Origin of the sequence: Nocardia sp. XZ_19_369, from assembly GCF_015355715.1 — a bacterium.
In the GTDB taxonomy this organism is placed as follows: domain Bacteria; phylum Actinomycetota; class Actinomycetes; order Mycobacteriales; family Mycobacteriaceae; genus Nocardia.
This window is the reverse complement of the sequence record NZ_JACVED010000004.1, coordinates 723,513-747,336: the sequence shown is the minus strand read 5'-3', so window position 1 is coordinate 747,336 and position 23,824 is coordinate 723,513. Positions and strand designations below refer to the sequence as shown.

Genomic DNA, 23,824 nt, shown 5'->3' with positions numbered 1-23,824 from the left:
GTTTCACAAGCCAGACATACATCTCGTCGACTTCTGACAGACAACTCCGCTGGCGCGTTTCGTGACACAGGATTCCCGATGGTCCTATCGTCGGATGGTCAGGCGTTATCCGGATCAACAAGAGCTGAGGTAACTGAGATGGCTGCAAAGTTCGAGATCTACCAGGACAAAGCCGACAAGTACCGGTTCCGACTCAAGGCCGCCAACGGCGAAGTCATCGCAGTCGGCGAAGCGTACGAGTCCAAGGCTGCCTGCAAGAACGGCATCGAGTCGATCAAGAAGAACGCTGCCGCAGCAGAGATTGTCGACCAGACATTGGCCGGAGTCTAGCGAGATCCCCCAGCTCGGTCCGGGCCCTTCGTGCCGGACCGAGCGAATGCTGCCGGCCAGAGGAGTTCAGCCCGTCACTCTGCCCGGTCGTCGAACCTTCGCTGCCCGTCGTCGTCGACCTTGGACAAGCGGTTCCAACGCAGCGCACGACCTTGGCCGCGAAGAAGTAGGTACCACTACGGGCGAGCTCGGGCGGCTTGCGCCTGCCCGGAACCGTGCCCGGACTGCTGCACGCCTGGGCACGGGCATGGAACGGGGTATGGCTGGGACTCGTAGAGTTCACCGCCTCCACCGGCAACGGCGAGCTCGTCTCGCGGGCAGTGGTGCCCTGAGGACTACCTAGCACCGCCACCCAACGCGGCCGGGGCCAAGACGATCGTCACCATGGTCGATGCAGTCGTCGGAAAAAAATCTCGGCTGGCGCGGTGTGGGCGATGGACCGTCGTTCCACTCAAGGCCGACGAAGTCATCGCTTTCGACTGTGCCTCGGGTGCACCAGAACCTCACCGCGAATGTACCGTGGCCCTCAGCTTCACGCTGTAGGTAATCCAGTCCTTCGCCATTAGCGCCCATGACCGCGGCTTCGGCTACCCCGTCTGCATCGAACGTGCCGACCATTTCGAACTGCTCGTCTTCAACGGTGTAGCGCAGGTTGGTGACGTCCAGGGCCATCCGCGTTGTCGGCGGGGCGACCTCGGGGTAGAAGTGACCCGCATCTTGCACCTGAGATGTGAGGTCGCCGAGGAGTCGATCGGAGATTGCACCCCTCACCGTGCGTATCGGCTCGGCTAGCGCCTCGTCGATGTCTTGCCCACTGAGCGTTTCCAGTACGTCCCGGACGCGTCGGCCCGTTCGATCCAACGTGACCGCAACGAGTTCCGGCGCGTCTGCTCCGGGATCGTAGATCTCGTCGGTAGTGGTGAAATCGACTACCCTCAAACGGGAATCCAGCAGCGGAGCGAACTCGACAAGCGCATCCGAAAAGCTGCTGTCGCTCAGGTCTGCGCTCACGACCAGCGCCAAGGCTTCTGCAGCGCGACCGGCAGCCTTGTACTTCTCGATGAAGTTCTCGACTTGGGAGACCTTCTTCTTCGTGCGCTTCAGTATGTCCACGAAACGCGGCGCGGAGTACAGGCTGGCGGACTTCTCACGGTTGCACGGGCTTGGGCAGATCGGCCCAAGATTGTACGGGGCGTCTACCTCGTAACCACGAACAGCTGCTGGGCCGAGCAGCTGTTCTACGAGCTGGTCTTGTTTCGCCTTCGACAGCGACCGGGGAATGACGTGGTCGATCTCCACCTGGCTGAACTGGCGGGGCTGACCGCACCAATAGCAGGTTGCTCCCCAGGCGTTGAGTAGCGCCAGGCGCAGGATCTTGTTCGACTTGGAATCGTTCTTGCGGTAGAGGATTGGAGCCGACGCGGTGGCCATATGCGGGACATTACGCCGCCCGGGAGACACAGCCAGCGGGCTGGCACCTGGATGCTTGTCGCAGAACAGACACGTACCGTCCTGGCCGACGCCCCGGGGTCCGATGGGACGCGGGCCCGGAGCCGACCCATGCAGTAAAGCGTTCATCCCGAGGACGGCCGCGCTGTCGATGTCACCGTCAAGGTCGTGGACGGGGTGACCTTGCCGGTCCCCCTCCGGCCGCCGTCCGAATACCCTGCGACATCTGTGCGCCATGCAAGCGTCCGCACCACTGACACTGCACATCCTCCTGGCGCTGACCAGCCTGGATAAAGAGAGATGACTCCGGCGGAGTACTCCCCTCAGGCCAAGAGGTTGTCTGGGAGTAGGTCACATCCAACAACGTCGCTCCATCAACAGAAGCTGTCAGCAAGGATGCGTCCGTAAGGTTTGCGCCAACCATGTTTGCGCCCTGCAGATCAGCCAGAGGGAAGCAGGCGGACGAAAGGTCTGAATTGTTGAGATTCGCTTCTCGCAACTCGCACCCTTCAAAATTCACGCCTCGAAGGTCCGCGTTCCCGAGGTAGACTCCACGGAGTCGGATTTGTGACAAATCGCAGCCCGCCAATGATATGTTGGCAAGATTAGACTCTTTGGAGAACACCATTTGGTCGAGCTTGAGCACCGATTCACCGGTATCCTCGATTCGAAGCATTCGACGGTCTGCAATAGCCCGAATAATAGTTTGACGTACCTGACGTTCACCCAGCTCGTCGGCATTGGCAATCCCTACGCCGGTAAACGGCATGGGATGCCGCAAATAATCGATCAAGATGCCAACGCAGACATTTTTCTGTCTGTCGTCGCCAATGTCTGCCCAATCGTCGGCCAACGCAAGAAGTGCGTGCACACCAAACAGCCTCGTAGTGTGCGACCTATCTGACATGTGGCCAGCGATCGTCGAGTACCTACTATGCAAGGTGCTGATCCGTTCGCGTTTCTCCTTACCGGCATGCTGATCCTTTTCCTGCTTGCGACCGAGGTGCCCGTTCAGCAGCACGAGACCGGCGGCCACGATTGCACCCGTTCCAGTGAAGACCGTCGCGAACGGTTGGGCGGCTACGCTCCAAAACGAGCGTGATGAGTGTGCGACAACTAGCGATCTCAGGGTGGCGACGGACGACACACCGAGTAGGAGGGTTGTGACGACCACTACTGGCCGCCGCACCTTGCGGACAGGGCTTGAGGCACTCACGACAGTTGATGTACCACACCCCGCCGACAGCCACCCACGACTCAGGCGACCCTTAATGGTGGTTTACAGCGTCCTGCATTGCCAGCACGTCGGAGTCTCGCCGACGATCTTGTCCTTCTAGTAGGCCGCGATACTCGTCGTGCCCGCAGTACTGCTGCACGAAGGCGCGTTCGGCGTAGGGCGGCATCTACAGTGAAGATCGTGACGCTCCGGTCCGGGTCCGGTCTCCGCGTCCGGAAGTAGGTGTCGATCACGTCGCGCAGAGTGTCTTTGGTGAGCATCAGTACTCCGCGACGCCTGCAAGACGAGCGAGTGTCACGCCGTGAACTCTGGTGCACCAGAGCTGAGACATCCGGCGAAGGTTTTGCGCGCGCTATGTGCAATCCACTATGAGGAGCCGGACCCGGCAAGCGACTTCTCGAGCTGCGGGCGGAACGACACTCGCGAAGTGCTCCCACGGTTTGCTGAATCGCCCGTGATGCCGACGATTTGCGCACGCGCCCGGAATCAGCAAGTACGATCCCTGGCCTATGAGCCAGGAGCGACCGGGCCGTGAGAACGGTAGCGATGCAGCGATCGAGACAATGAGCGAGGATCGCTTAGCGCGGGCCGCGTTTGCGAACCGGATTGCGCAGCGCATTGCGAGAACAGGCACCGGACCCAGTGTCGTCTTCGGCCTCGCCGGACCTTGGGGAAGCGGCAAGACCTCGATGCTGAGCATGATCGGCGAAGCGCTGGAGAACATCTCAGCCGAAGCCGACACCGACACTCGCTGGTCGGTTGCGCACTTCACGCCATGGGCCGCATCAGACATCGACTCGCTCATCACCGAGTTCTACACCGCTATCGCGTCCGCCCTTCCGGAAAAGGCGACAGAAGCACGGGATCTGCTCAAGGCCGCAACACCCGTCGCAACAGCGGTCGGCAAGGCATTCGCGGCCGCAGTCGTAAACAAGATCGCGCCTGGCGGTTTTGAATCCGCAATGCAGGCAGGTACTGACGCACTGGCCGATCAGCTCGGCACAGTCAAGGTATCCGAGGACCCTTTCCAGGTCAGATTCGACAAGATTTCCAAGGCTATCCAGGAAGCCGGCACGAGGGTACTCGTCGTCGTGGACGACCTCGATCGCCTGCACACCGACGAACTCTTGGCTGTCATGAAGGCGGTGCGACTGCTCGGGCGATTCCCGAACGTGCACTACCTGCTCGCCTACGACAAGACCACGGTGCTGGACCTACTCACCTCCTCAGACCTGGCTCGAGACAATCGAGACCGCGCCCACCGATACCTCGAGAAGATCGTCCAATACCCGTTCGTTCTTCCCCCGATCCAACGAGTCCACATCGAGGCCGAACTGCACGACGGGCTCTTGAACGTTGCCGGGAATCTCGGCCTCGACCTCGACGCGCTCGCCACCAAGTACGCGGTGGAGCAGTTGATCGACGTGCTGCCAGATCCGGACGGGTTGACCTTGCGGAGCATCAAGCAGCTCTGCCTCCAGACCGATGTGCTGTGTTCGATGGTCGGTCCCGACGAGATCGATCTGTTCGACGCGGCAGTCCTCACCTACATCCGCTTGAACTGCCCCGACCTCTACGAGCGGATCCAGACCTGGCGGACCATGTTGCTCGTCCCTCACACCCGTGCCACGGGCACAGCGGAGGATTGGCTCGCCCGAGTTGGCACTACCTTTGCCTCCGGCGCCAGCAGTGAGGCCGTGACTGCGGTCTATCGGATGCTGGTCGCACTATTCCCGCGCCTGCCTCACGCCCAAGACGCGGTATGGACAGAACGAGCCGCTGCTTGCCGGATCAGCGATCAGGACTACTTCGCCCGTTATTTCCAGTTCGCGATACCCGAAGACGATCTGAGCGACGTAGAAGTCCGCAAAGCGTTCCGACAGCTCGTCTGGCTCGGCGAACTCGACGAGGCCTCAATCATCAGTAAATACATCACCAAGCGCGGTCCTCAATGGCGCAAACTAATGACAAAGCTGTACAACAACCTCGATGTCGTCGAAGAATCCCCATCGGCCACCGGCGCAGCAGCCTCCCGCTGGGTCACACGGCAGTTGACCGGCATGCATCCGGCGGACCTCTACTACGGCTGGGGCTCGGTGATCTTCGGCATCCTTACTTATGCGGTAGCGACCGCACCGTCGGACCAGGAAGCTAGCCGCATCCTCAGTGACTACTGCGACGAGTTCGGCCTCATTCAGACCGCACCGATACTGATCCATGCCCGCGTTGTGGCAGCGACCTCTAATGACCGACTGTCCGTCGCCGTACGCGGTATCCGCGATCGAGTGGTGCAGGCATGTCTACACGACCTGCGCATGCCGTCGGTACCACCCGAGGAACAGCTTCTGGCGTTCGTCAGAGTAATGGACGACGCAATGTGGGCGCAGCTCCGCGCAAATCTGCAGGGCAGCGGGATTTCCCAGCAGGACATCGCGGCACGGTTTGTCAGCACCTCGCGGGCGATCGAATCGGGAATGCAGGTCATGGATCACTTCCACGAAAACTACTTCTCGAAAGTAGTTCCAGACGATGAGTTGGATCTGAGCGGGTTCGACGACCCATCCACGGTCATCCAGACTGACCTGTCGATCAGCGGCCGAAGAGCATTTGCCGCCTACGAGGTGCGCCGCGCCCGGCCTCCGCACAGGGCACGAACCAACGGAGATGACCCGACCTGATGTGACCAGTGTCGTGCGGCCATGGAATAACGCCACCTCCGCTCGGTGGCTGCGGAACACCGCGTATCCGCTCGGCCAAGCGCGAATCCGCTTCGACGACCAGTTGACCCGGCAGAGCTCCCAGATCGACTGCGTTCCCACCTTCGATCTGCCCCGCCGACCGTAACGAACGTGCGACCAAGTTCAACCAGCCGACCGCACCGTTCCACAGCCCGAAGGTTCATGGCGATTCGCCTTTTCGATCACGGCGACGCCGTCGAATCATCTCGATTTCGGCGGAAATCTGCAGTTCACGACGGGTAGGCGTTGGTGTGGATGCTGTTCGAACCGCCCCGAGGGAACCAGCCCGCGCGTGCGGGCAACGCGTTCGTGGCTCAACGGATAGAGCACCTGGTTACGAACCAGGGGGTTGGAGGTTCGAATCCTTCCGGGCGCACCAAGCTGCCGGGCCAACCACTGACCGGCTACATGACGTCCGGTGGCCAGAGTTGGCGGACGTTGAAGCGGGTGGGGCGGTGGTCGGGGTCGGCGAAGGCGGCCTGGTCGCTGGTTTCCAGTTGGAAGAGGACGGAGAAGTCGTCCAAGCCGAACTTGGCGACGAGTCTTGGCCAGGAGGTCAGCATTTCGACGGCGGCGGAGGTGGCGGCGATGGTGCTGCCGACGCAGAGGAATACGGCGGGGCAGTTGCCGAAGTTCTTGATCTTCTGGATGTAGAACAGCTCGGTGTAGAAGGGGGTGCCGTCGGCGGCTCGGTCTTCGCGGCGTTCGAACGGCCGGTCTTCTTCGCCGCAGACCACCGCGCACCAGGTCGGGGTGCCGTCCGGGGCGCGCCGGGGCACCATCTGGATGGTTCCTCGAATGCCGGTCTGGCGCTGCACGACGTAGGCGGTGAGCGGGTTGTAGACCGGACCGCCGATCAGTACGTACGTGCAGGGTTGGGCGAGTGCGGCCTGGGCGATCTCGCGAATGGTGGCGTCGGTGTGCAGCTCTAGTTCGGCGTCCGGATGGTTGACCTTGGTGTACGGCGGGCTGACGCTGATGTCGCTGCGCAACACCACATCCGGTCCTTGCAGGCCGAGCTGACCGGCGAGGGCGGTGAACAACTTGCTGGTGATCGAGGTGCGCGGCTGGAATACCGCGCGGAGCCTGGTGGCCGCCCGGTATTCGCCCTCGGTGATCGTGGTGCCGTAGTAGCTTCCGGTGTGCCGCCCGACCGTTCCGCCCGGGCGCACTTGGATATTCGAGACCACGACCTCGATGTGCGCCGAACCATCCCGGCGACTACCGAAGAACGCGCGCAGCCGACGCTTGCGCCGCGTACCGACCGCGTGAATGAGGCCCAAGGCCACCACGGTGATCACGATCAGCGACGCGACGTTGGCGACAACGCCGAGGAATATCTGAGCCGCCGGCGTGGACCAACTCATGCCAACCACATCCCGTCATTCGGCACGCCGGATATCGGGCTCCCCCACATGCCCGACGGGGATCGATCGATCACACAGCAGACGACAACACGAGCCAGCCCATTACAGCACGGTCGGCGTTAGCGGATACCAGCCTTCGCGGCGATGATGTCGCCGTTGGTGATGTCGACCTGGCGGTCGGCGTTCGACAGGGCGGTGACTACGCAGGTGCCGAAGGGGCCGGTTCGGTCGAATAGGGTGGCGCTGCCGACGGCGACGCCGTCAGGTGATCCCCAGCAGGGCGAGTCCTACTCGCCCGCCTGACGGATTATCAGCGCGCGGAACCGCTTTCGATGAATTCACGGATGAAGCAGAGGGGGCAGATGGGGTCGAACGGCGCGGTGATCTGGATCGAGGCGGTGGTCGATGGTGCCGCCGAGAGTTCGTTCGGCGCCGCCGCGGCGAGCGCAGGCTGCAGGGCGAGCGCTACAGCAAGCGCGCCGCCGGCAATGACATTCAGCATGGGACGGTACAAGAGGTCCTCCACGTTGATGCGATGAGCCGTGAGCGTAGCAAGCAAGCCAGAATTATCCGGCTCGATAGGGTGACAATCATGGAACGTCCGGACTCGAATTCCCCGCCCTTCGACGAAGCGCTGAGAATTGCGCGTGATCTGGCGCAGGATGCCGGCACGCTCGTCCACTATCCCCACCCGGGGCTCGAGAATGCCCGATACGGGCGAGGTTTCGCCTTCTTGCAGACGATCAGGACCGACAGCGGCGATAGGGATGCCTATGTCTTGGTGACCACGACCCGTCGTGTCAGCGGGGTGCTGTCGATGGCCGAACGCACCATCGATGAGGTGATCGCCGAACACCTGGCCGAGGCAGCACACGAGAACAGGGACATCCCGGACAGCGAACTTTCAACGGCGCACCGCGTGGCGCTGGAGGCATACGATGCCGGGCTCACCCGCATCGACGAGATGCCCGGTCGCCGGGCGCTCGATGCGCAGCGGGCCGACTACGCCGAGTACGTTCTGCTGGTCCTGCGGCGCAACCACAACCAGGGAGACTCCGGGCGTAAGATCCTCGCCCACAACGATTTCCTGCTGAAAGATCCGACACCCGGACGCCGATACACCCAGCCCTGCCCCCACTGCCGACGGCCGACGTTCTACGAGGAACGCTATCCTCGTGCGGTCTGCCAGCAGTGTGGCCGCCGCACTACTGATCGCTCCGGGCGCCGCGTTACCGGGTTCAACATCAGTATGAGCGGCGGAATGATCGCCTACTACGCCGACACGGTAGAGGTATCGGACGGCTCCGGATACGAAGAATGCGTCGAGGTCAGCCGAACCGGCAGGTGTTTCATCGACGGGCGCCCAGCGACCATGCAGGAGGCTCGTTTCGGCGGGATCGTCATCCAGTTGGACTCCACCGATCAGCCAGATCAAGGATCGCCTCGACAGGCCGGACAGCACGGTAACAGCCGTCTGCGTCGCGCTTTCCGCCGGTTGCGACGCCAGTAGAGACGTACTTGGTGCCAACGTTTCTCAGTTTCAACCCCGAGGGAACCAGCCCGCACTCGCGGGCTCGCGCGCTCGCCGCGACATACGCCCCTTGTCACGTCCCTTCGCGCTTGATCTACTGATCGGAGTCCGAAGCGGTCGCAGAGTGGGAGAGGTTCTAATGGATCCCGTCACCATCATTGCCGCCGCAATCGCTGTCGGTGCTGCGGCAGGCGTCTCCGACACCACCAAGCAATCCGTGACCGACGCCTACACCGCATTGAAGGGCTTGCTCGCTCGTCGATACCGCGATGTAGACCTGACCCAGGTGGAGACCACTCCGGACTCCCCCGCCGAACGCGAATCCCTCGCCGACCTCCTGCACGCGCGCGGCGCCGCCGAAGACGACGAATTACTTGCCGCCGCTCGGGATCTCGTCGCCGCGGTGCGGGCGGGCGCGGCGGTGGACGGCATCGTCGGGGTCGACTTGGCAGCGGTGGAGGCCGCCGCGCTGCGGATCAGCCACGTCACGGCGACGGGCACCGGTGTGCGGGTACGTGGTGGCCGATTCAGTGGCGATATCGACATCGCGAACATCGACGCCAGGCACGGTGATTCGACACACCCCGACTGAGCGCGGGTGCCTCGGACGAGACCCCCGCGCGGATCGTCTTCCAGCTCTCCGACGTTCACGCTCGCGACATCTATTTCACTGAACGCGTTCCTGTTTCGTCGCCAGCCACGAGCCTGGTGGTTGTGGGCAGGATCCCCAGGGAGCCAACGCATTTCGTCGTGCGTGACGAGCTGGCGCGTTTACATCGAGCGTTGGAGCGGTCCACGGTGGCGATCGTGGTCACCGGACTGCGCGGGGTGGGCAAGACTCATCTCGCGGCCGCGTACGCACGTTCGATGTTCGATTCCGGGCACGGCTTGGTCGGGTGGGTCGACGCCGAAACGCCCGGCAGTACGCTGTCCGGACTTGCCGATATCGCCGAGCGGCTCGGCGTCGCCGACCGCGACGGGGACTCGGCCGTGTCGGCCCGACGGTTGCGCGATCACCTCTCCGGCGGCGCCGATCCCGCTGTGCTGGTGTTCGACAATGCGGCGGATCCCGACGGTCTCCGAGATCTGCTGCCCACCGGTGGTCGCACCCGAATACTCATCACCAGCGTCGACCACTCCTTCAAGGCCCTCGGTGCGGCCGTCGACCTCGGCTGCTTCACTCGCCCTGAAGCGGTGCGCTACCTCGCCGAGTCGACTGGTCTCGATGCGGACGATGGCGCCGATCAAGTCGCCGAGGACTTGGGTGACCTGCCGCTGGCCGTGTCTGCCGCGGCGGCGACCATCGTCGGTCGCCGCCTCGGCTACGCGGAGTACCGGCAACTGCTGCACCACAGCCCGCTGCCTACGGCATTGCGGCGCGGGGCTGGTCACGAATACCCGCGTTCGGTCGTTCAGGCGATCCTGTTGTGTGTCAATACGACCGAGGCGGCCACCGACGACTACCAGCTCGACGTCGACGTCGCTTGGCTGCTGGGGGCCATGGCGATGCTCTCGCCCGGCGGTGTGCACAGGTCCCTGTTCGCCACGAGCAACAGGAGGATCGATGAGGCGCTGGACCGGTGCGTGGCAGGTTCGTTGCTGTCGTGGTCGACCTCGGGTGAGGCCCTCACCATGCACCGACTCGTCGGCCGGGTACTGCGCGAGCGCGGTCGAAATACCCAGCGGGCGAGTGTAACTCCGGCGCGCGCGCAGGGCTTTCCGTGGGCAGGGCCCCGCTCCGCGCGGAACGGTCGAACTCGTGCGGTCCGCGCTCGCCATCATCATGGCGAATACGTTTCCGCCGGCGCAAGCCTGGGCGCGACGGCAGGAGGGAGCCCATCTCGTCGACCAGATCGATGCGTTGTGGGACACCGAAATGCCGGATATCAGCACCAGGAAGCACTTGGTGGCGACGCTCGCCGCCCGCAGCTGGGCTGTCGAGCAGCTGATCGAGGCCGCAGATACCGCCAGAGCGCTGGCATCGGCGCAGGACGTCGTCGTCTCCCATGAACGGATCCTCGGATCCGACCACCCCCGTACTTTCCTCGCGCGCAATCTGTTCGGGCGGGCCCACCTGATCGCCGGGCGGCTCGACGAGGCTGCCGAGCAGCTCGAAGCATCGCTGACCCACGCCGTGCGGGTTCTCGGACCCGCCCATCCCACCGCGCTCATCCTGCGATTTCACCTCGCGGCCGCTTACCACGCAGCAGGTCGACTCGACCGGTCCATCGCCCTGTACACCGAGAACATCGCGCACAGTACGACGGTGTTCGGTCCGGACGCGCACGAAACCCTCAACTTTCGCAGTGGCCTCGCCGAGGCCCACCTATCAGCAGGCCACTTCGCGGACGCCATCGAGGTGTTCGAGGCGTTGCTGCCCGCCTATGTCCGGGCACTGGGTAATGACCACCTCGATGCCTTCCTCTGTCTGCATAAACTTGCCCGCGCCTACGGAGCGGCCGGACGAGCCGATGCGGCTGTTCCGTTGCTGCGCAAGAACCTCGACGATGCCCTGCGGACCTTCGGCAACGATCATCCGGTCACGCTCGCCTGCCGCAACAACCTCGCGGAGATCTACGAGGCCACGGGCTTGTCCGCCGACGCAGTCCGCCTCGGCGAGGCCAACCTGGTAGAGCGACTACGGGTACTCGGGCCCGAACACCCGGACACCCTCGTCACGCGCCACAATCTCGCCTGCGCCATGGACACGGCCGGGCAGCGCGCAGAAGCCACCACCCTGTTCGAAATGAATTCTGCCGATTTCCAACGAATACTCGGATCCGACCACCCGCTCACGATGCTGACTCGAGGCGGGCTCGCCAACGTCTACAGTATGGCCGGCCGCCGGGACGAGGCGATCGCCATAAACGAGGCCACCCTGCGGGACCGCATTCGGGTTCTCGGCCCGGACCACCCCCACACGAGACACGCGCGCAACAACCTCGCCGATGCGGTGGCGGTGTCGCAACCGCTGCAAGCCATTCCGTTGTTCGAGGCGAACCTCGTCGCCACCGCCCGCGAACTCGGGATGGACCATCCCGATAGCCTGATGTGTCGGCACAATCTCGCCGCCGCCTATATCGCGGCGGGCCGCCTCGATGTCGGCCTTGCTCATCTGCAGGAGAATCTGGCCGACCGGCTACGCATCCTCGGACCGGATCACCACGCCACCATGGCTTCCCGCGACCTGCTCGCCGCCGCGCATCGGTCCGCGGGCCACCTCGACATGGCGATCGAGCTCTTCGAGACGAACCTCAGCGAATACCACCGCGCCCTACCCCGCAGCCCCCGACTACGCAGCACGCGCGCCGCACTCGCCGACACGCTTCGAGCAGCGGGCCGGTTCGCCGAAGCCATCGCGTTGTACGAAACGAACATCAGCTCCGAACAGGAACTCGACCCCACCGATACCTCCACGGCGCGTTCGATCAACGGACTTGCGCTCGCCTACCACGCGACGGGCCGGTTCGCCGAAGCCGCCGAACTCTTCGAAAACCTGTACCAGCACGTCACGCTGGCTGTCGGTCCCGATCATCCACTGGCCGGCGAGGTACGCGAGAGTCTCGCGGCAGCCCAGCGAGCGAACGAGGCTGGGCGGCAGCTCTGACGGCGAGGGGCCTTCGCGAGACGACAAGTGGTTACGAACCAGGGGGTTGGAGGTTCGAGTCCTCCTGTGGCACCACGCTGACCTAACCGGCCCCTTCGTAATGCCTGGTGGGAGCATTAGGGCACCCGGTATGTGTCGCGAGTCACATTCCGATTGTCGGCGGACACCTCTTGACCTTCGAGGCCTGCGTCACGCATGGTGGCATGAGGTTAGCAAGCGCTTAGTAAGTCGCGTTCCCGCTCGAACGGCTGGCGTACCCGACGACATCGGTGGCGTTCCCGCTCTCGCTGGATGACCGGCAACCGGTGGTCGTCGGCGACGTCGGCACGCCGATCGGCGGCGGCGCGGACTTTCGATACGCACGGACAATCACTGGCGAGGAGAACAACACATGAGCAACGCACAGCGGATCGCGATTGTCACCGGGGCCGCGCGCGGCATCGGCGCGGCTGTCGCGCGTCGACTGGCTGCCGACGGGATGGCGGTCGCCGTGCTGGATCTGGATGAAACCGCTTGCGGCGCAGTGGTAGCCGAGATCGAGAAGGCTGACGGGCGGGCTCTCGCGGTCGGTGCGGATGTATCCGACGAGGCAGCGGTGGAGCAAGCCGTGGAACGCGTCGCCGCTGAGCTCGGCGCGCCGAATGTGCTGGTCAACAACGCGGGTGTGCTGCGCGACAACCTGTTGTTCAAGATGTCCGTCGACGACTGGGACACGGTTATGAACGTGCACCTGCGGGGTTCGTTCCTGATGTCGCGCGCGGTGCAGCGGCACATGATCGAGCAGAAGTGGGGCCGCATCGTCAGCCTGTCCAGCACCTCCGCGCTCGGTAACCGCGGTCAGGCCAATTACGCTGCGGCCAAGGCCGGTTTGCAGGGCTTCACCAAAACGCTGGCGTTCGAGCTGGGCAAGTTCGGTGTCACCGCGAACGCCGTCGCTCCGGGTTTCATCGAGACCGATATGACCGCGGCCACCGCAGCGCGGATGGGCGTTCCCTTCGAGGATTTCAAAAAGGCGGTGGTGGCGACGATTCCGGTGGCCCGCGCCGGGCAGCCCGAGGACATCGCGCACACCATCTCGTTCCTCACCAGCGAGGGCGCGGGATTCGTCTCCGGCCAGGTGATCTATGTGGCCGGCGGCCCCAGGAACTGAATCGCCGAAGGAGCCAAGGCAATGCGGACATTCGATGGTTTGGACGACCTGGCGACAGCGGTCGGCACCCATCTCGGTTACAGCGAGTGGCACACCGTCACCCAGGAGCAGATCGACCGCTTCGCGGATGCGACCGGAGACCACCAGTGGATTCATGTGGACCCGGTGAAGGCGGCCGCCGGACCCTTCGGCACGACGGTGGCGCACGGGTTCCTCACCTTGTCGCTGCTGCCGATGCTGGCCGGTGAGATCTACCGCGTCGACGGCCTGTCGATGGGAATCAACTACGGCACCAACAAGGTTCGGTTTCCCACCCCGGTCCCGGTCGGCTCCCGGCTGCGGGCGGGCGTCGAACTGGTCTCGCTCACCGCGGCGAAGCTCGGGTACCAGGCGGTGAGCTCGGTGACCGTCGAGATCGAGGGCGCGAGCAAACCGGCCTGCGTGGGCGAGAGCGTCGCGATCCTGGTGCCGTGACGAGAACCCGCATGACAAACGACGATCAGGAGTAGAGATGTTCGAGCTCTCGGACCGGGCCCGCCGGATTCGCGACGATCTGCTGGCCTTCATGGACGAGCAGATCTATCCCGCGGAACCGATCTTCCACGCGCAGATGACGGAATCCGGTGACCCGCACCACCATCCGCCGATCCTGGAGGAACTCAAGACCGAGGCCAAGAAGCGTGGCCTGTGGAACCTCTTCCATCCGCATCCCGAGTGGGGTCCCGGCCTGACCAACTCCGAGTACGCGCCGCTGGCCGAAATCATGGGCCGGAGTGCACATCTCGCGCCGGAAGCGACCAACTGTAGCGCCCCCGACACCGGGAACATGGAGGTGCTGACGCTGTTCGGCACCGAGGAGCACAAGCGGGAATGGCTGGCACCGCTGCTCGCCGGCGAGATCCGGTCGGCCTTCGCCATGACCGAACCCGCGGTCGCGAGCTCGGACGCCACCAATATCCAGTTGCGGATGGACCGCGACGGCGACGACTACGTGCTCAACGGCCGCAAGTGGTGGACATCCAATGCGCTGCACAAGAATTGCCGGGTGCTCATCGTCATGGGCAAGACCGACGTCGACGCGCCGGTGCATCGCCAGCAGAGCATGATGGTGGTCCCGCTCGATACGCCCGGCGTCACCGTGGTGCGTGGGCTGTCGGTGTTCGGCTATCAGGATCGAGAAGGCCACGCGGAGGTGGTGTTCGACAACGTCCGGGTGCCGCGGACCGCGTTGCTGGCCGGCGAAGGCGACGGGTTCATGATCAGCCAAGCCCGGCTGGGCCCCGGTCGCATTCATCACTGCATGCGCGCCGTCGGCATGGCGGAGCGAGCCCTCGACCTGATGATCGATCGAGCACAGAACCGCACGACCTTCGGTGAGCCCGTGGCCAGCCGAGCCAATATCCAGGACTGGATCGCGGAGTCCCGCATCGAGATCGAGATGACCCGGCTGCTGATCCTGAAGACCGCGTATCTGATGGACACGGTCGGCAACAAGAACGCGCGCACCGAGATCGCCGCCATCAAGGTCGCGGCGCCACAGATGGCGCTGAAGGTGATCGACCGGGCCATCCAGGTGCACGGCGGCGGTGGCGTCTCCGACGACTTCCCGCTGGCCAGCATGTACGCGCATGTACGCACGCTGCGGCTGGCCGACGGTCCGGACGAGGTGCACAAGCGCACCATCGCGCAGCGGGAACTGCGCCGCCGGGACCCGTCCTGGGGCCGGAAAGCCTGAGCCGCACCGATGAATTCGACTACTTCCAGAAGGAGTTCGCCATGACGAAAACCCAGCAGGTCCGCTTGGCCGAACGGCCGACCGGGCTACCCACCGCGGACACCTGGAACCTGACGACCACCGAACTGCCCGACCTCGGGCCGGGCGAGATCCTGGTAAAGGTCAACTTCATCTCCCTGGATCCGGCAATGCGGGGCTGGCTCAACGATGTTCGCTCGTATCTGCCGCCGGTGGGTATCGGGGAGGTGATGCGATCCCTCGATATCGCCACGGTCGTCGAGTCGACGCACCCGGACTTCGCGGTCGGCGACACGGTCAGCGGCACCTTCGGTGTCACCGAGTACGCCATCAGCAACGGCCGCGGCGTGCAGCGGGTCGATCTGAACGCCGCCGCCGGCCCGACCTGGCTCGGTGTGCTCGGAATACCCGGCATGACAGCGTATTTCGGCCTTCTCGACGTCGGGAAACTGAGCGAAGGCGACATCGTGCTGGTGTCGGCGGCCGCGGGTGCGGTCGGGAGTGTGGCCGGGCAGATCGCGAAAGCCAAGGGCGCCACCGTGATCGGGATCGCGGGCGGGCCGGAGAAATGCCGGATGCTCACCGAGGAGCTGGGTTTCGACGCGGCGATCGACTACCGCGCGGGCAACGTGCTGAAGCAGCTGCGTGCAGTGGCTCCGGACGGCATCGACATCTACTTCGACAACGTCGGCGGCGAGATCCTCGATGCCGCACTGGCCAACCTGCGCCGCGGTGCGCGCGTCGTGCTGTGCGGCGCGATCTCGGCCTACAACGAGCAGAAGCCGCCGCCGGGGCCGTCGCGCTACATGTCGCTGCTGGTTTTCCGGGCCACCATGGCCGGGTTCGTGGTCTTCGACTACGCCGACCGTTACCCCGAAGCCGGTGCGCAGCTGGCGCAGTGGCTGGCCGAAGGGCGGATCAAGAGCCGCGAACATGTGGTCGAAGGCGGGCTCGCCCGCTTCGGCGAGACCTTGAACATGCTGTTCACCGGTGCGAACACCGGCAAGCTCGTGCTGGCGGTCTGAACCCGCTGCGCCCTGTCCCCCGTACCGGGTCAGGGCGCAGCACCCGCCAGGCTGCCTGGCAGGTGACGGCCCGAATGGATGGGAGACTTGTCACGTGGTCGAATCAGAGGACCGCTCACGCGCGGACGAAACTCGGGCGCGGCTGCTGGATGCCGCCGTGGTCGCCTTCGCCGAACGCGGCTTCCACGGCTCCACGACCCGCGATATCACCTCGATCGCCGGCTTGAGCACGGCGGCGATCTACGTGCACCATCGCTCCAAAGAAGAACTGCTGTACCAGATTTCGCGTAGCGGTCACCTGGACACCCTGGCCCGCATCAGGGCGGCCCTCGCCTCGTCGACGAACCCCCGCGAGCAACTCATCGCCCTGGTACGGGACTTCGCGATCCACCACGCCCGCGCCCACACCGTCGCCCGCATCATCAACTACGAACTCGCCGCGCTCAGCCCCGAGCACCAGCGCGAAATCAAGGACATCCGCCACATCATCGACGCCGAGGTCCGCGCCCTGATCGAACACGGTGTCGCCGAAGGCAGTTTCGACAACCCGAACCCGCACATGGCCGCGGTCGCCATCCTGTCCCTCGGCATCGACCTCGCCCGCTGGTACCGCGACGACGGCGCCTGGACCCCCGAGGACCTCGGCGACTACTACGTCGACCTGGCCCTGCGCATAGTCGGTGCCCGCCACCCCGAACACTGAGGTCGTCCCCCACGACGGCTCCACCTGGACCAGTCGGCCCAATCACCCAGCAGCGCTGATCGACTCGCGCGACACGGCCGCCGACCAGCACTGTGGCCCTTGACGGTCAGTCGGACTCTTCCGGTGCGGGTTCGCCCTCACCACCGCGGATGGTCCACAGCAGACCCTCCAGCTCATCGGGCTTGATGAGAACATCGCGGGCCTTGGAGCCCTCGCTGGGGCCGACGACGCCGCGGGTTTCCATCAGGTCCATCAGGCGACCCGCCTTGGCGAAGCCGACGCGGAGTTTGCGCTGGAGCATCGAGGTGGAGCCGAACTGTGAGGTGACGACGAGTTCCACCGCTTGGATGAAGACGTCGAGGTCATCGCCGATGTCAGGGTCGACGTCTTTCTTCTCGCCCGCCTTGGCGGCGGTGACGCCCTCTTGGTATTCGGGCTCGGCCTGGTTCTTGGCGAAGTCGACGACGGCGTGGATCTCTTCGTCGCTGATGAACGCGCCCTGTAGGCGGGTCGGCTTGTTCGCGCCCATCGGCAGGAACAGGCCGTCGCCCATGCCGATCAGCTTCTCGGCGCCGGGCTGGTCCAGGATGACTCGCGAGTCGGTCAGCGACGAGGTGGCGAAGGCCAATCGGGACGGCACGTTGGTCTTGATCAGGCCGGTGACCACGTCGACGGACGGCCGCTGGGTGGCGAGCACCAGGTGAATGCCTGCGGCGCGGGCCTTTTGGGTGATCCGAACGATCGCGTCCTCGACGTCGCGCGGCGCGGTCATCATCAGGTCGGCCAGCTCGTCGACGATGGCGAGGATGTACGGGTAGGGCCGGTACACCCGTTCGCTGCCGAGCGGCGCGGTGATCGCCCCGGACTTCACCTTCTTGTTGAAGTCGTCGATGTGGCGAACCTTGTTGGCCTGCATGTCCTGATAGCGCTGCTCCATCTCCTCCACCAGCCAGGTCAGCGCGGCGGCCGCCTTCTTCGGCTGGGTGATGATGGGCGTGATCAGGTGTGGAATGCCTTCGTAGGGCGTGAGTTCCACCATCTTGGGGTCGATCAGGATCATCCTGACCTCGTCCGGCGTCGCCCGGTGCAGCAGCGAGACCAGCATCGAGTTCACGAAACTCGACTTACCCGAACCGGTGGAACCGGCGACCAGCAGGTGCGGCATCTTGGCCAGGTTCGCCGCCAGGTAGTCGCCCTCGATGTTCTTGCCGAGCCCGATCACCAACGGATGGTGGTCGTTTCGGGTCGAGGGCGCCTTCAATACATCGGCGAGCCGGACCAGCTCGCGGTCGGAGTTGGGCACCTCGATGCCGACCGCCGACTTACCGGGGATCGGCGCGAGCAGCCGAACATTCTCCGTGGCAACGGCATAGGCGATATTGCGAGCCAGCGCGGTGATCTTCTCGACCTTCACGCCGGGCCCGAGCTCCACCTCGTAGCGGGTGACCGTCGGGCCGCGCACGAAACCGGTGACGGCGGCATCGATCTTGAACTGCACCAGCACTTCGGTGATCGCCTCGATCATCGATTCGTTGGCGGCACTGCGCTTCTTGGGCGGATCACCGTCGGTCAGCAGCGACATCGGCGGCAGGATGTAGTCGCCCTCCACCTCCCGGTCGGCGACGAACTCGAGCTGCTTCGGGGGCGGCGGCGTCTGGTCTTCGACCTTGACCGGGCGCTGCTTCTTCGGCTTCGGCTTGGCCACCGGCTCTTCGGCGTCGATCGGCTTGGCGTCGCGCAGCGGCGGCTCGCCGATCACCTCGGTCACCGCGTCGGGATCGCCGAATTCGTCAGGCGGGTAGTTCTCCACCGGGGTGCGACCCTTGCGCTTCGGCTTGGCCGAGTGCAGCGGGAACCCATCGGCGTCGTACTTCGCCGGGTCGTACTCGCCGTATTCGCCTTCGTACGCACCGTATTCGTCACCGCCGCTGCCCGTGCCGAAGTACTCGCGCAGCCTGGCGGGGACCTCGCGCACCGTGGTGCCGGTCAGCAGCAGCACGCCGAAGACGATGGCCAGCAACAGGATCGGCACCGACAGCCAGGCGGTGAGCCCGTCGGTGAGCGGACCGCCCACCACGAAACCGACGAAACCCGCTGCGCGCGAACGTCCGTGCGGGTCGGTCGGCGCACCGGCGATCACGTGCCACAGTCCGAGGAACGGCAGACCGACCAGCAGCCCGCCGAGCACCAGCCGCGGCCGGATCTCCGGGTGCGCCTCGGTGCGCATGAGGATGACCGCGATCCCAGTGGCCACGAACGGCAGCCCGGCCGAGGCCGATCCGGCCACCGCGCGGATGGCTTCGCCGATCCAATGCCCCACCGGACCGCCCGCCGACAGCCAGACCGCGGCCGCGATCACCGCGCTCAACGCGATCAACGCCAGCGCGATGCCGTCGCGGCGGTGGCCGTGCTCGATCTCGCCGGCCTTGCTCAGGGTTCGGGTGGTGGCGCCGAGGCCGCGCGCCAGCATGTTCCAGCCGCTGCTGATCCCGCGGCTCACGACGGCGAGCGGCGCGGTGTTCGACCGCCGCTGCACCGGCCTGCGCGCGGGTGGGCGGCGGGTGCGTGGGGTCGCGGTGCTGCGGGGTGTTGCCGAACGGGAACGAGCCGCCGTGGTCCGCCCCCGCGCCGATCCCGCCCGCGCCCGAGTATTCGTCGTGGTGCTGCGGGACTTACCTGCCATGGACCTAGGCTAGCCGCAAACGCCCCTTCCAGACCATCCGCAACACTGGTATCGCAGGTCTCACGAGTGCCGAACTGTGCGGATGCCCAGGTCGCCGCCGATCCCGGGCGGCGCGATCAATCCCCCGCTCAGAGCCGCTTCCGCGTGTCGCAGAGCCGATCGTGCATGCCGGGCGCGGGGTCAGACGGAACGGTCCAGCCCCAATACCCTGCGAATATCCTCGGGTTCGCCGGTGCTCTCGATGAGGACCTCGTCCCGGCCGAACGAGTGCAGCAGCAGCTCCGACGCCTTACCTTTCAACGTCACCTCGCCGCCCGGCTTCGAACGAACAACCGCCCGTTTGCCGTCCGGCGTCGCCAGCACCACCGTCACCGGCGATTTACGGTAGGACCGCCGCGCCATCCGGCTGACCAGGGTCCAATATTTGTCCTCGTCGGCCTGCGAGAGCTCGCGCGGCGCCCAGCCGGGCGTGCCGCGGCGCACGTCTTCGTGGTGGACGAACATCTCGGTCAGGTTCACGAGCGCGTCGAGCGGGCGCAGCGGCGACCACCACGGCGGCCCGGTCCGGACCTGCTCGAGCAGCTCGGGGAACGGCTGGCTCGCCACCTTTGCCTGCACCCCTTCGAGATACCCGGCCAGCGGCTTCAGCATGATGCCCGGCGAGGCGTCGAACCGGCGCTCGCGAACCACCAAGTGCGCGGCCAGGTCTCGCACCGTCCACGTGCCACAGAGGGTCGGCGCCTCCGGCCCGACGGCCGTCATCGTCTCGACGAGCTGCTGACGTTCCCGCTGCGCGATGCTCACACCCTGAACATACCCACCGATGCGCCCGCAGCGGCCTCGGCACACCTGATCCGCACGGGGTTTCAGCATCCCCCAGAAACGAGGCCCCGAATTCTTGGGTAGCGCAATGAGTGTTCGCTATGTACCTTGTCACTCGGTCCATCGGGTCGTGGACCTCATGAACAAGAAGGGCAAATTCCCTGTGAAGAAGTTTGTTACTGGTGCGGCCATTGTGGCCGCCGCTGGTTGTGCGCTGGCTATCAGCGCGCCTGCCGCTCAAGCCAAGGCGTACAACTACGGCGCGATCGCGTTGTCGACATCCACCGGGCTGATCGGCTACTCCTACGACTACCCGGATTCGTCGTCCGCGCAGGCGCGGGCGGTCCGCAGCTGCGGGGCGAGCGACTGCGAGACGGTGGTCTGGTTCGCCAACGGCTGTGGGGCAGTGTCCTATTCCAACCGCACCGGCAATTACAGCTGGGCCTACGCCGCCTCCCGTGGTCGTGCGCAGAGTAAGGCGTTGTCTCTCAACAACTCCGACGCCTACATCGTGCACTGGAACTGCACATCCAACCACGGCTGATGTCCGCGCATCGATTCAGGGGAAACATCGTGAAACACCGCACCTTCCGGACCGCCGTGGCCCTCGCGCTCACCGCCGCCGCGTGCACGCTCACCGCCTGTGCCTCCGGCGACAAGGACTCCTCGTCGCCGAGCACCACCGCCAACGCCGCCAAGGAAGCCGGTGAACTTCAGGGCGGCAGCGACAAGGGTGAGAAGGAGACCGGCTCCGCGCCGACCACTCCGTCCTCGCCGGTGCTGGCCAAGCCGTCCACACAGCAGCTGAACGACCGCCTGACCAAGGCGTTCGATCCCAACGTGCCGAACCAGGAAAAGATCAGCTGGATCCAAGCCGCTGAGCAGGATCCGTACCTGGTCGCCAACCTCGTCGACGCCGCCAAGAAGCAGGGCGTCCAGGTCGAGATCACCAAGGTCGGCGAGCCGGCGGACGGCAAGCTGAAGGCCGACGCCAAGGTCACCATCAACGGCACCCCGGTCGATGACGCGTTCGTCTCCTTCGTCTCCGAGGGCGGCGAGTGGAAGGTCGACCACACCTTCGCGTGCAACATCGTCAAGAGCGCGAAGATCGAATCCGCGGCCTGCCAGGAATGAGCCGGCCCGCCTGCCGCTGGTGAACCAGCACCCCTCGAGGGTGAACCAGCGCTCCTGCCAAGGGTCGACCAAATACAGCCGAAAAGCGCCGGATGCCAAGGCATCCGGCGCTTTCGCTATCTCAGGATCAGACGCCGATCACGGTCGGCACGATCATCGGGCGACGACGGTAAGTGTCGGCGACCCAGCGGCCCACCACGCGCCGCACGCTCTGCGCGATCCGATGGATGTCGGTGACACCCTCGGTGGCCAACCGCAGCAGTTCCGCCTCGACCAGTTCGGCCGCGTCGGTGAGTGCGCCCGGATCGTCGGAGAACCCGCGCCCACTGACCTCCGGCGCGCTCACCGCCTTGCCGGTGGTCTCGTCGATCGCGACGGTGATCGAGATGAACCCGCCCTCGCCGAGCACCAGGCGGTCCGACAGCGTCGACTCGCCGACGTCACCGACCGAGAGGCCGTCGACGTACACGTGCCCGACCGGCACCCGCCCGACGATCGAGGCGATCCCGTCGACCAGGTCCACCACGACGCCGTCCTCGGCGAGCATGACCCGGTCCTCGGGCACCCCGGTCGCGATGGCGAGCGCGGCGTTGGCGCGCAGGTGTCGCCATTCGCCGTGCACCGGCATCGCATTGGTGGGCCGCACCGCGTTGTACAGGTACAGCAGCTCGCCGGCGGACGCGTGCCCGGAGACGTGCACCTTGGCGTTCTGCTGGGTGATCACCGTGGCGCCGAGCCTGGCCAGGCCGTTCACCACCGCGAACACCGAGTTCTCGTTACCGGGGATGAGCGAGGAGGCCAGCACCACCAGATCGTCCTCGCGGATGTTGATCTGTCGGTGATCGCCGCGGGCCATCCTGGACAGCGCCGAGAGCGGCTCGCCCTGCGAACCGGTCGAGATCAGCACCAGCCGGTCGCCGGGCAGCGTCGCGGCCTGGTCGAGGTCGACGACCACGCTCTCCGGCACCGTCAGATAGCCGAGGTCCTGCGCGATCTGCATGTTGCGCACCATCGAACGGCCGACGAAGCAGATCCGCCTGCCGTACTTCTGCGCGACGTCGACCACCTGCTGGATGCGATGCACATGGCTGGCGAAGGAGGCGACGATGACGCGGTTGCGCGCCTTGCCGATCACCGTGTCGAGCACCCCGCCGATCTCACGTTCCGGCGTGACGAAGCCGGGAACCTCGGCATTGGTCGAGTCCACCAGGAACAGGTCGACACCCTCGTCGCCGAGCCGGGAGAAACCGGCCAGGTCGGTGAGGCGGCCGTCCAGCGGCAGCTGGTCGAGCTTGATGTCGCCGGTGTGCAGCACGACGCCGGCCGGGGTGCGGATGGCGACGGCGAGCGCGTCCGGGATCGAGTGGTTGACGGCGAAGTACTCGCAGTCGAACGGGCCGTGCGTGGTGTGCTGGCCCTCGATGACCTCGATCAGCTTCGGCTGCTGGCGGTGCTCGCGGCACTTCGCCGCGACCAGCGCGAGGGTGAACTTGGAGCCGACGACCGGGATGTCGGAGCGCAGCCGCAGCAGGAACGGCACCGCGCCGATGTGGTCCTCGTGGCCGTGCGTGAGCACCACCGCGACGACGTCGTTGATCCGGTGCTCGATGGGGCGGAAGTCGGGCAGGATCAGGTCGACGCCGGGCTGCTGGTCCTCGGGGAACAGCACGCCGCAGTCGACGATGAGCAGCTTGCCGCCGTACTCGAAAACGGTCATGTTGCGGCCGATTTCGCCGATGCCGCCGAGGGCGAAGACGCGCAGGCCGTTCTTGGCGAGCTTCGGCGGGGCACCCAGGCGATCGTGGGCCAGGGCGGCGGCGCGCGGATCCGGTTGCGGCGCGAACTGTTCGGCGCGACCCCGGCCGGACTGCTGGCGGCCACGGCCGGACTTCCGGGCCTGCTGGTTGTTCTGCGGCGCTTCGGCGCGGGCAGGTGACTTCTTCGCCGGTGCGGACTTCTTCGCCGCGTTCGACTTCTTCGGCTGCGAAGTCTGCGCCGGCTGGTCGGATTGCGCGGGCACCTCGGTCTGCACGACGACGACCTCCGACTGCACCGTGACGTCCGGCTGGGCAGCGGTTTCGGGCTGCGCACCAGTGGTGGACGGTGCCGCGGCGGCGGGTGCGGCCGCGGCTTCGGGCTGTGCCGAAGGCTTTTCGGTGCGCACGGGCTGCTCGATCGGAGCAGGCGGCGGCGGACCCGCGGTGCGGGACGCGGTACGGCGGGGCCGACGGGCCACTGGTTCTGTCATGCCTGCACCTCGCTGCGACTAGGTTCCGGCCGGACAAGGGTCGCGGT

21 protein-coding genes and 1 tRNA gene are annotated in these 23,824 nt (G+C 65.4%); 15 read left to right on the top strand and 7 right to left on the bottom strand.

Going from position 1 to position 23,824, the window contains the following annotated elements:
• Positions 1-138: 138 nt before the first annotated feature.
• The gene (locus IBX18_RS18780) at positions 139-330 is read left to right on the top strand and encodes a YegP family protein (protein ID WP_194834866.1); all 192 of its coding nucleotides are present in this window, start codon (positions 139-141) and stop codon (positions 328-330) included.
• Positions 331-669: 339 nt separating this feature from the next.
• Here the strand turns inward: IBX18_RS18780 and IBX18_RS18775 are convergent, their stop codons facing one another.
• Both IBX18_RS18775 and IBX18_RS43130 read right to left on the bottom strand, forming a co-directional pair.
• The gene (locus tag IBX18_RS18775) at positions 670-1,761 is read right to left on the bottom strand and encodes an HNH endonuclease (protein ID WP_194834865.1); all 1,092 of its coding nucleotides are present in this window, start codon (positions 1,759-1,761) and stop codon (positions 670-672) included.
• Between the two features lie 178 nt (positions 1,762-1,939).
• On the bottom strand, positions 1,940-2,815 hold the full coding sequence (locus IBX18_RS43130) for a pentapeptide repeat-containing protein (protein ID WP_194834864.1): 876 nt from the start codon (positions 2,813-2,815) through the stop codon (positions 1,940-1,942).
• Positions 2,816-3,525: 710 nt separating this feature from the next.
• On the opposite strand from IBX18_RS43130, the gene IBX18_RS18765 reads away from it, so the two are divergent.
• Both IBX18_RS18765 and IBX18_RS18760 read left to right on the top strand, forming a co-directional pair.
• On the top strand, positions 3,526-5,694 hold the full coding sequence (locus tag IBX18_RS18765; protein ID WP_194834863.1) for a P-loop NTPase fold protein: 2,169 nt from the start codon (positions 3,526-3,528) through the stop codon (positions 5,692-5,694).
• 363 nt (positions 5,695-6,057) lie between these two features.
• Positions 6,058-6,133 (top strand) — tRNA-Arg (locus IBX18_RS18760).
• A gap of 25 nt (positions 6,134-6,158) precedes the next feature.
• On the opposite strand, the gene IBX18_RS18755 is transcribed toward IBX18_RS18760, so the two are convergent.
• Positions 6,159-7,121, bottom strand: coding sequence for a hypothetical protein (locus tag IBX18_RS18755; protein ID WP_194834862.1), 963 nt, complete (start codon positions 7,119-7,121; stop codon positions 6,159-6,161).
• 310 nt (positions 7,122-7,431) lie between these two features.
• Positions 7,432-7,680 carry a hypothetical protein gene (locus tag IBX18_RS18750; protein WP_194834861.1) on the bottom strand — a complete coding sequence of 83 codons (249 nt, stop codon included), beginning with the start codon at positions 7,678-7,680 and terminating at the stop codon, positions 7,432-7,434.
• Between the two features lie 33 nt (positions 7,681-7,713).
• On the opposite strand from IBX18_RS18750, the gene IBX18_RS18745 reads away from it, so the two are divergent.
• The 9 genes from IBX18_RS18745 (at position 7,714) to IBX18_RS18705 (ending at position 16,890) form a co-directional block, all read left to right on the top strand.
• Positions 7,714-8,631 carry a hypothetical protein gene (locus IBX18_RS18745; RefSeq protein WP_194834860.1) on the top strand — a complete coding sequence of 306 codons (918 nt, stop codon included), beginning with the start codon at positions 7,714-7,716 and terminating at the stop codon, positions 8,629-8,631.
• 160 nt (positions 8,632-8,791) lie between these two features.
• Positions 8,792-9,244, top strand: a complete 453-nt coding sequence (locus IBX18_RS18740; protein WP_194834859.1) for a hypothetical protein — start codon at positions 8,792-8,794, stop codon at positions 9,242-9,244.
• Between the two features lie 122 nt (positions 9,245-9,366).
• Positions 9,367-10,662 carry an ATP-binding protein gene (locus tag IBX18_RS43125; RefSeq protein ID WP_306796317.1) on the top strand — a complete coding sequence of 432 codons (1,296 nt, stop codon included), beginning with the start codon at positions 9,367-9,369 and terminating at the stop codon, positions 10,660-10,662.
• Positions 10,559-12,259 (top strand): tetratricopeptide repeat protein, encoded by a 1,701-nt coding sequence (locus IBX18_RS18730; RefSeq protein ID WP_194834857.1) that lies wholly within the window; start codon positions 10,559-10,561, stop codon positions 12,257-12,259. The genes IBX18_RS43125 and IBX18_RS18730 overlap by 104 nt, the downstream gene beginning before the upstream one ends.
• A 391-nt stretch (positions 12,260-12,650) precedes the next feature.
• Positions 12,651-13,409 carry a 3-oxoacyl-ACP reductase FabG gene (gene fabG / locus IBX18_RS18725; RefSeq protein WP_194834856.1) on the top strand — a complete coding sequence of 253 codons (759 nt, stop codon included), beginning with the start codon at positions 12,651-12,653 and terminating at the stop codon, positions 13,407-13,409.
• 21 nt (positions 13,410-13,430) lie between these two features.
• Positions 13,431-13,883, top strand: coding sequence for a MaoC family dehydratase (locus IBX18_RS18720; RefSeq protein WP_194834855.1), 453 nt, complete (start codon positions 13,431-13,433; stop codon positions 13,881-13,883).
• A gap of 37 nt (positions 13,884-13,920) precedes the next feature.
• Positions 13,921-15,144 (top strand): acyl-CoA dehydrogenase family protein, encoded by a 1,224-nt coding sequence (locus IBX18_RS18715; RefSeq protein ID WP_194834854.1) that lies wholly within the window; start codon positions 13,921-13,923, stop codon positions 15,142-15,144.
• Between the two features lie 41 nt (positions 15,145-15,185).
• Complete coding sequence (locus tag IBX18_RS18710) at positions 15,186-16,187, top strand: NADP-dependent oxidoreductase (protein ID WP_194834853.1); 1,002 nt, start codon at positions 15,186-15,188, stop codon at positions 16,185-16,187.
• A gap of 94 nt (positions 16,188-16,281) precedes the next feature.
• The gene (locus IBX18_RS18705; protein WP_194834852.1) at positions 16,282-16,890 is read left to right on the top strand and encodes a TetR/AcrR family transcriptional regulator; all 609 of its coding nucleotides are present in this window, start codon (positions 16,282-16,284) and stop codon (positions 16,888-16,890) included.
• A 106-nt stretch (positions 16,891-16,996) separates the two neighbouring features.
• Here IBX18_RS18705 and IBX18_RS18700 read toward each other — a convergent pair whose 3' ends face one another.
• Positions 16,997-19,360: a DNA translocase FtsK gene (locus tag IBX18_RS18700; protein ID WP_228541289.1), complete on the bottom strand. Its 2,364-nt coding sequence runs from the start codon at positions 19,358-19,360 to the stop codon at positions 16,997-16,999.
• Here IBX18_RS18700 and IBX18_RS42125 point away from each other — a divergent pair.
• On the top strand, positions 19,359-19,586 hold the full coding sequence (locus IBX18_RS42125) for a hypothetical protein (RefSeq protein WP_228541288.1): 228 nt from the start codon (positions 19,359-19,361) through the stop codon (positions 19,584-19,586). The two genes, IBX18_RS18700 and IBX18_RS42125, sit on opposite strands and share 2 nt — an antisense overlap.
• 167 nt (positions 19,587-19,753) lie before the next feature.
• Here the strand turns inward: IBX18_RS42125 and IBX18_RS18695 are convergent, their stop codons facing one another.
• Positions 19,754-20,377 carry a TIGR03085 family metal-binding protein gene (locus tag IBX18_RS18695; RefSeq protein ID WP_194834850.1) on the bottom strand — a complete coding sequence of 208 codons (624 nt, stop codon included), beginning with the start codon at positions 20,375-20,377 and terminating at the stop codon, positions 19,754-19,756.
• A 157-nt stretch (positions 20,378-20,534) separates the two neighbouring features.
• Between IBX18_RS18695 and IBX18_RS18690 the strand changes: the two genes are divergently transcribed.
• Both IBX18_RS18690 and IBX18_RS18685 read left to right on the top strand, forming a co-directional pair.
• Entirely contained in the window at positions 20,535-20,939 is a 405-nt protein-coding gene (locus tag IBX18_RS18690; protein ID WP_194834849.1) for a DUF4189 domain-containing protein, read from the top strand.
• Positions 20,940-20,968: 29 nt separating this feature from the next.
• The gene (locus IBX18_RS18685) at positions 20,969-21,529 is read left to right on the top strand and encodes a hypothetical protein (protein ID WP_194834848.1); all 561 of its coding nucleotides are present in this window, start codon (positions 20,969-20,971) and stop codon (positions 21,527-21,529) included.
• Positions 21,530-21,656: 127 nt separating this feature from the next.
• On the opposite strand, the gene IBX18_RS18680 is transcribed toward IBX18_RS18685, so the two are convergent.
• On the bottom strand, positions 21,657-23,777 hold the full coding sequence (locus IBX18_RS18680) for a ribonuclease J (protein ID WP_228541286.1): 2,121 nt from the start codon (positions 23,775-23,777) through the stop codon (positions 21,657-21,659).
• Positions 23,778-23,824 lie beyond the last annotated feature (47 nt).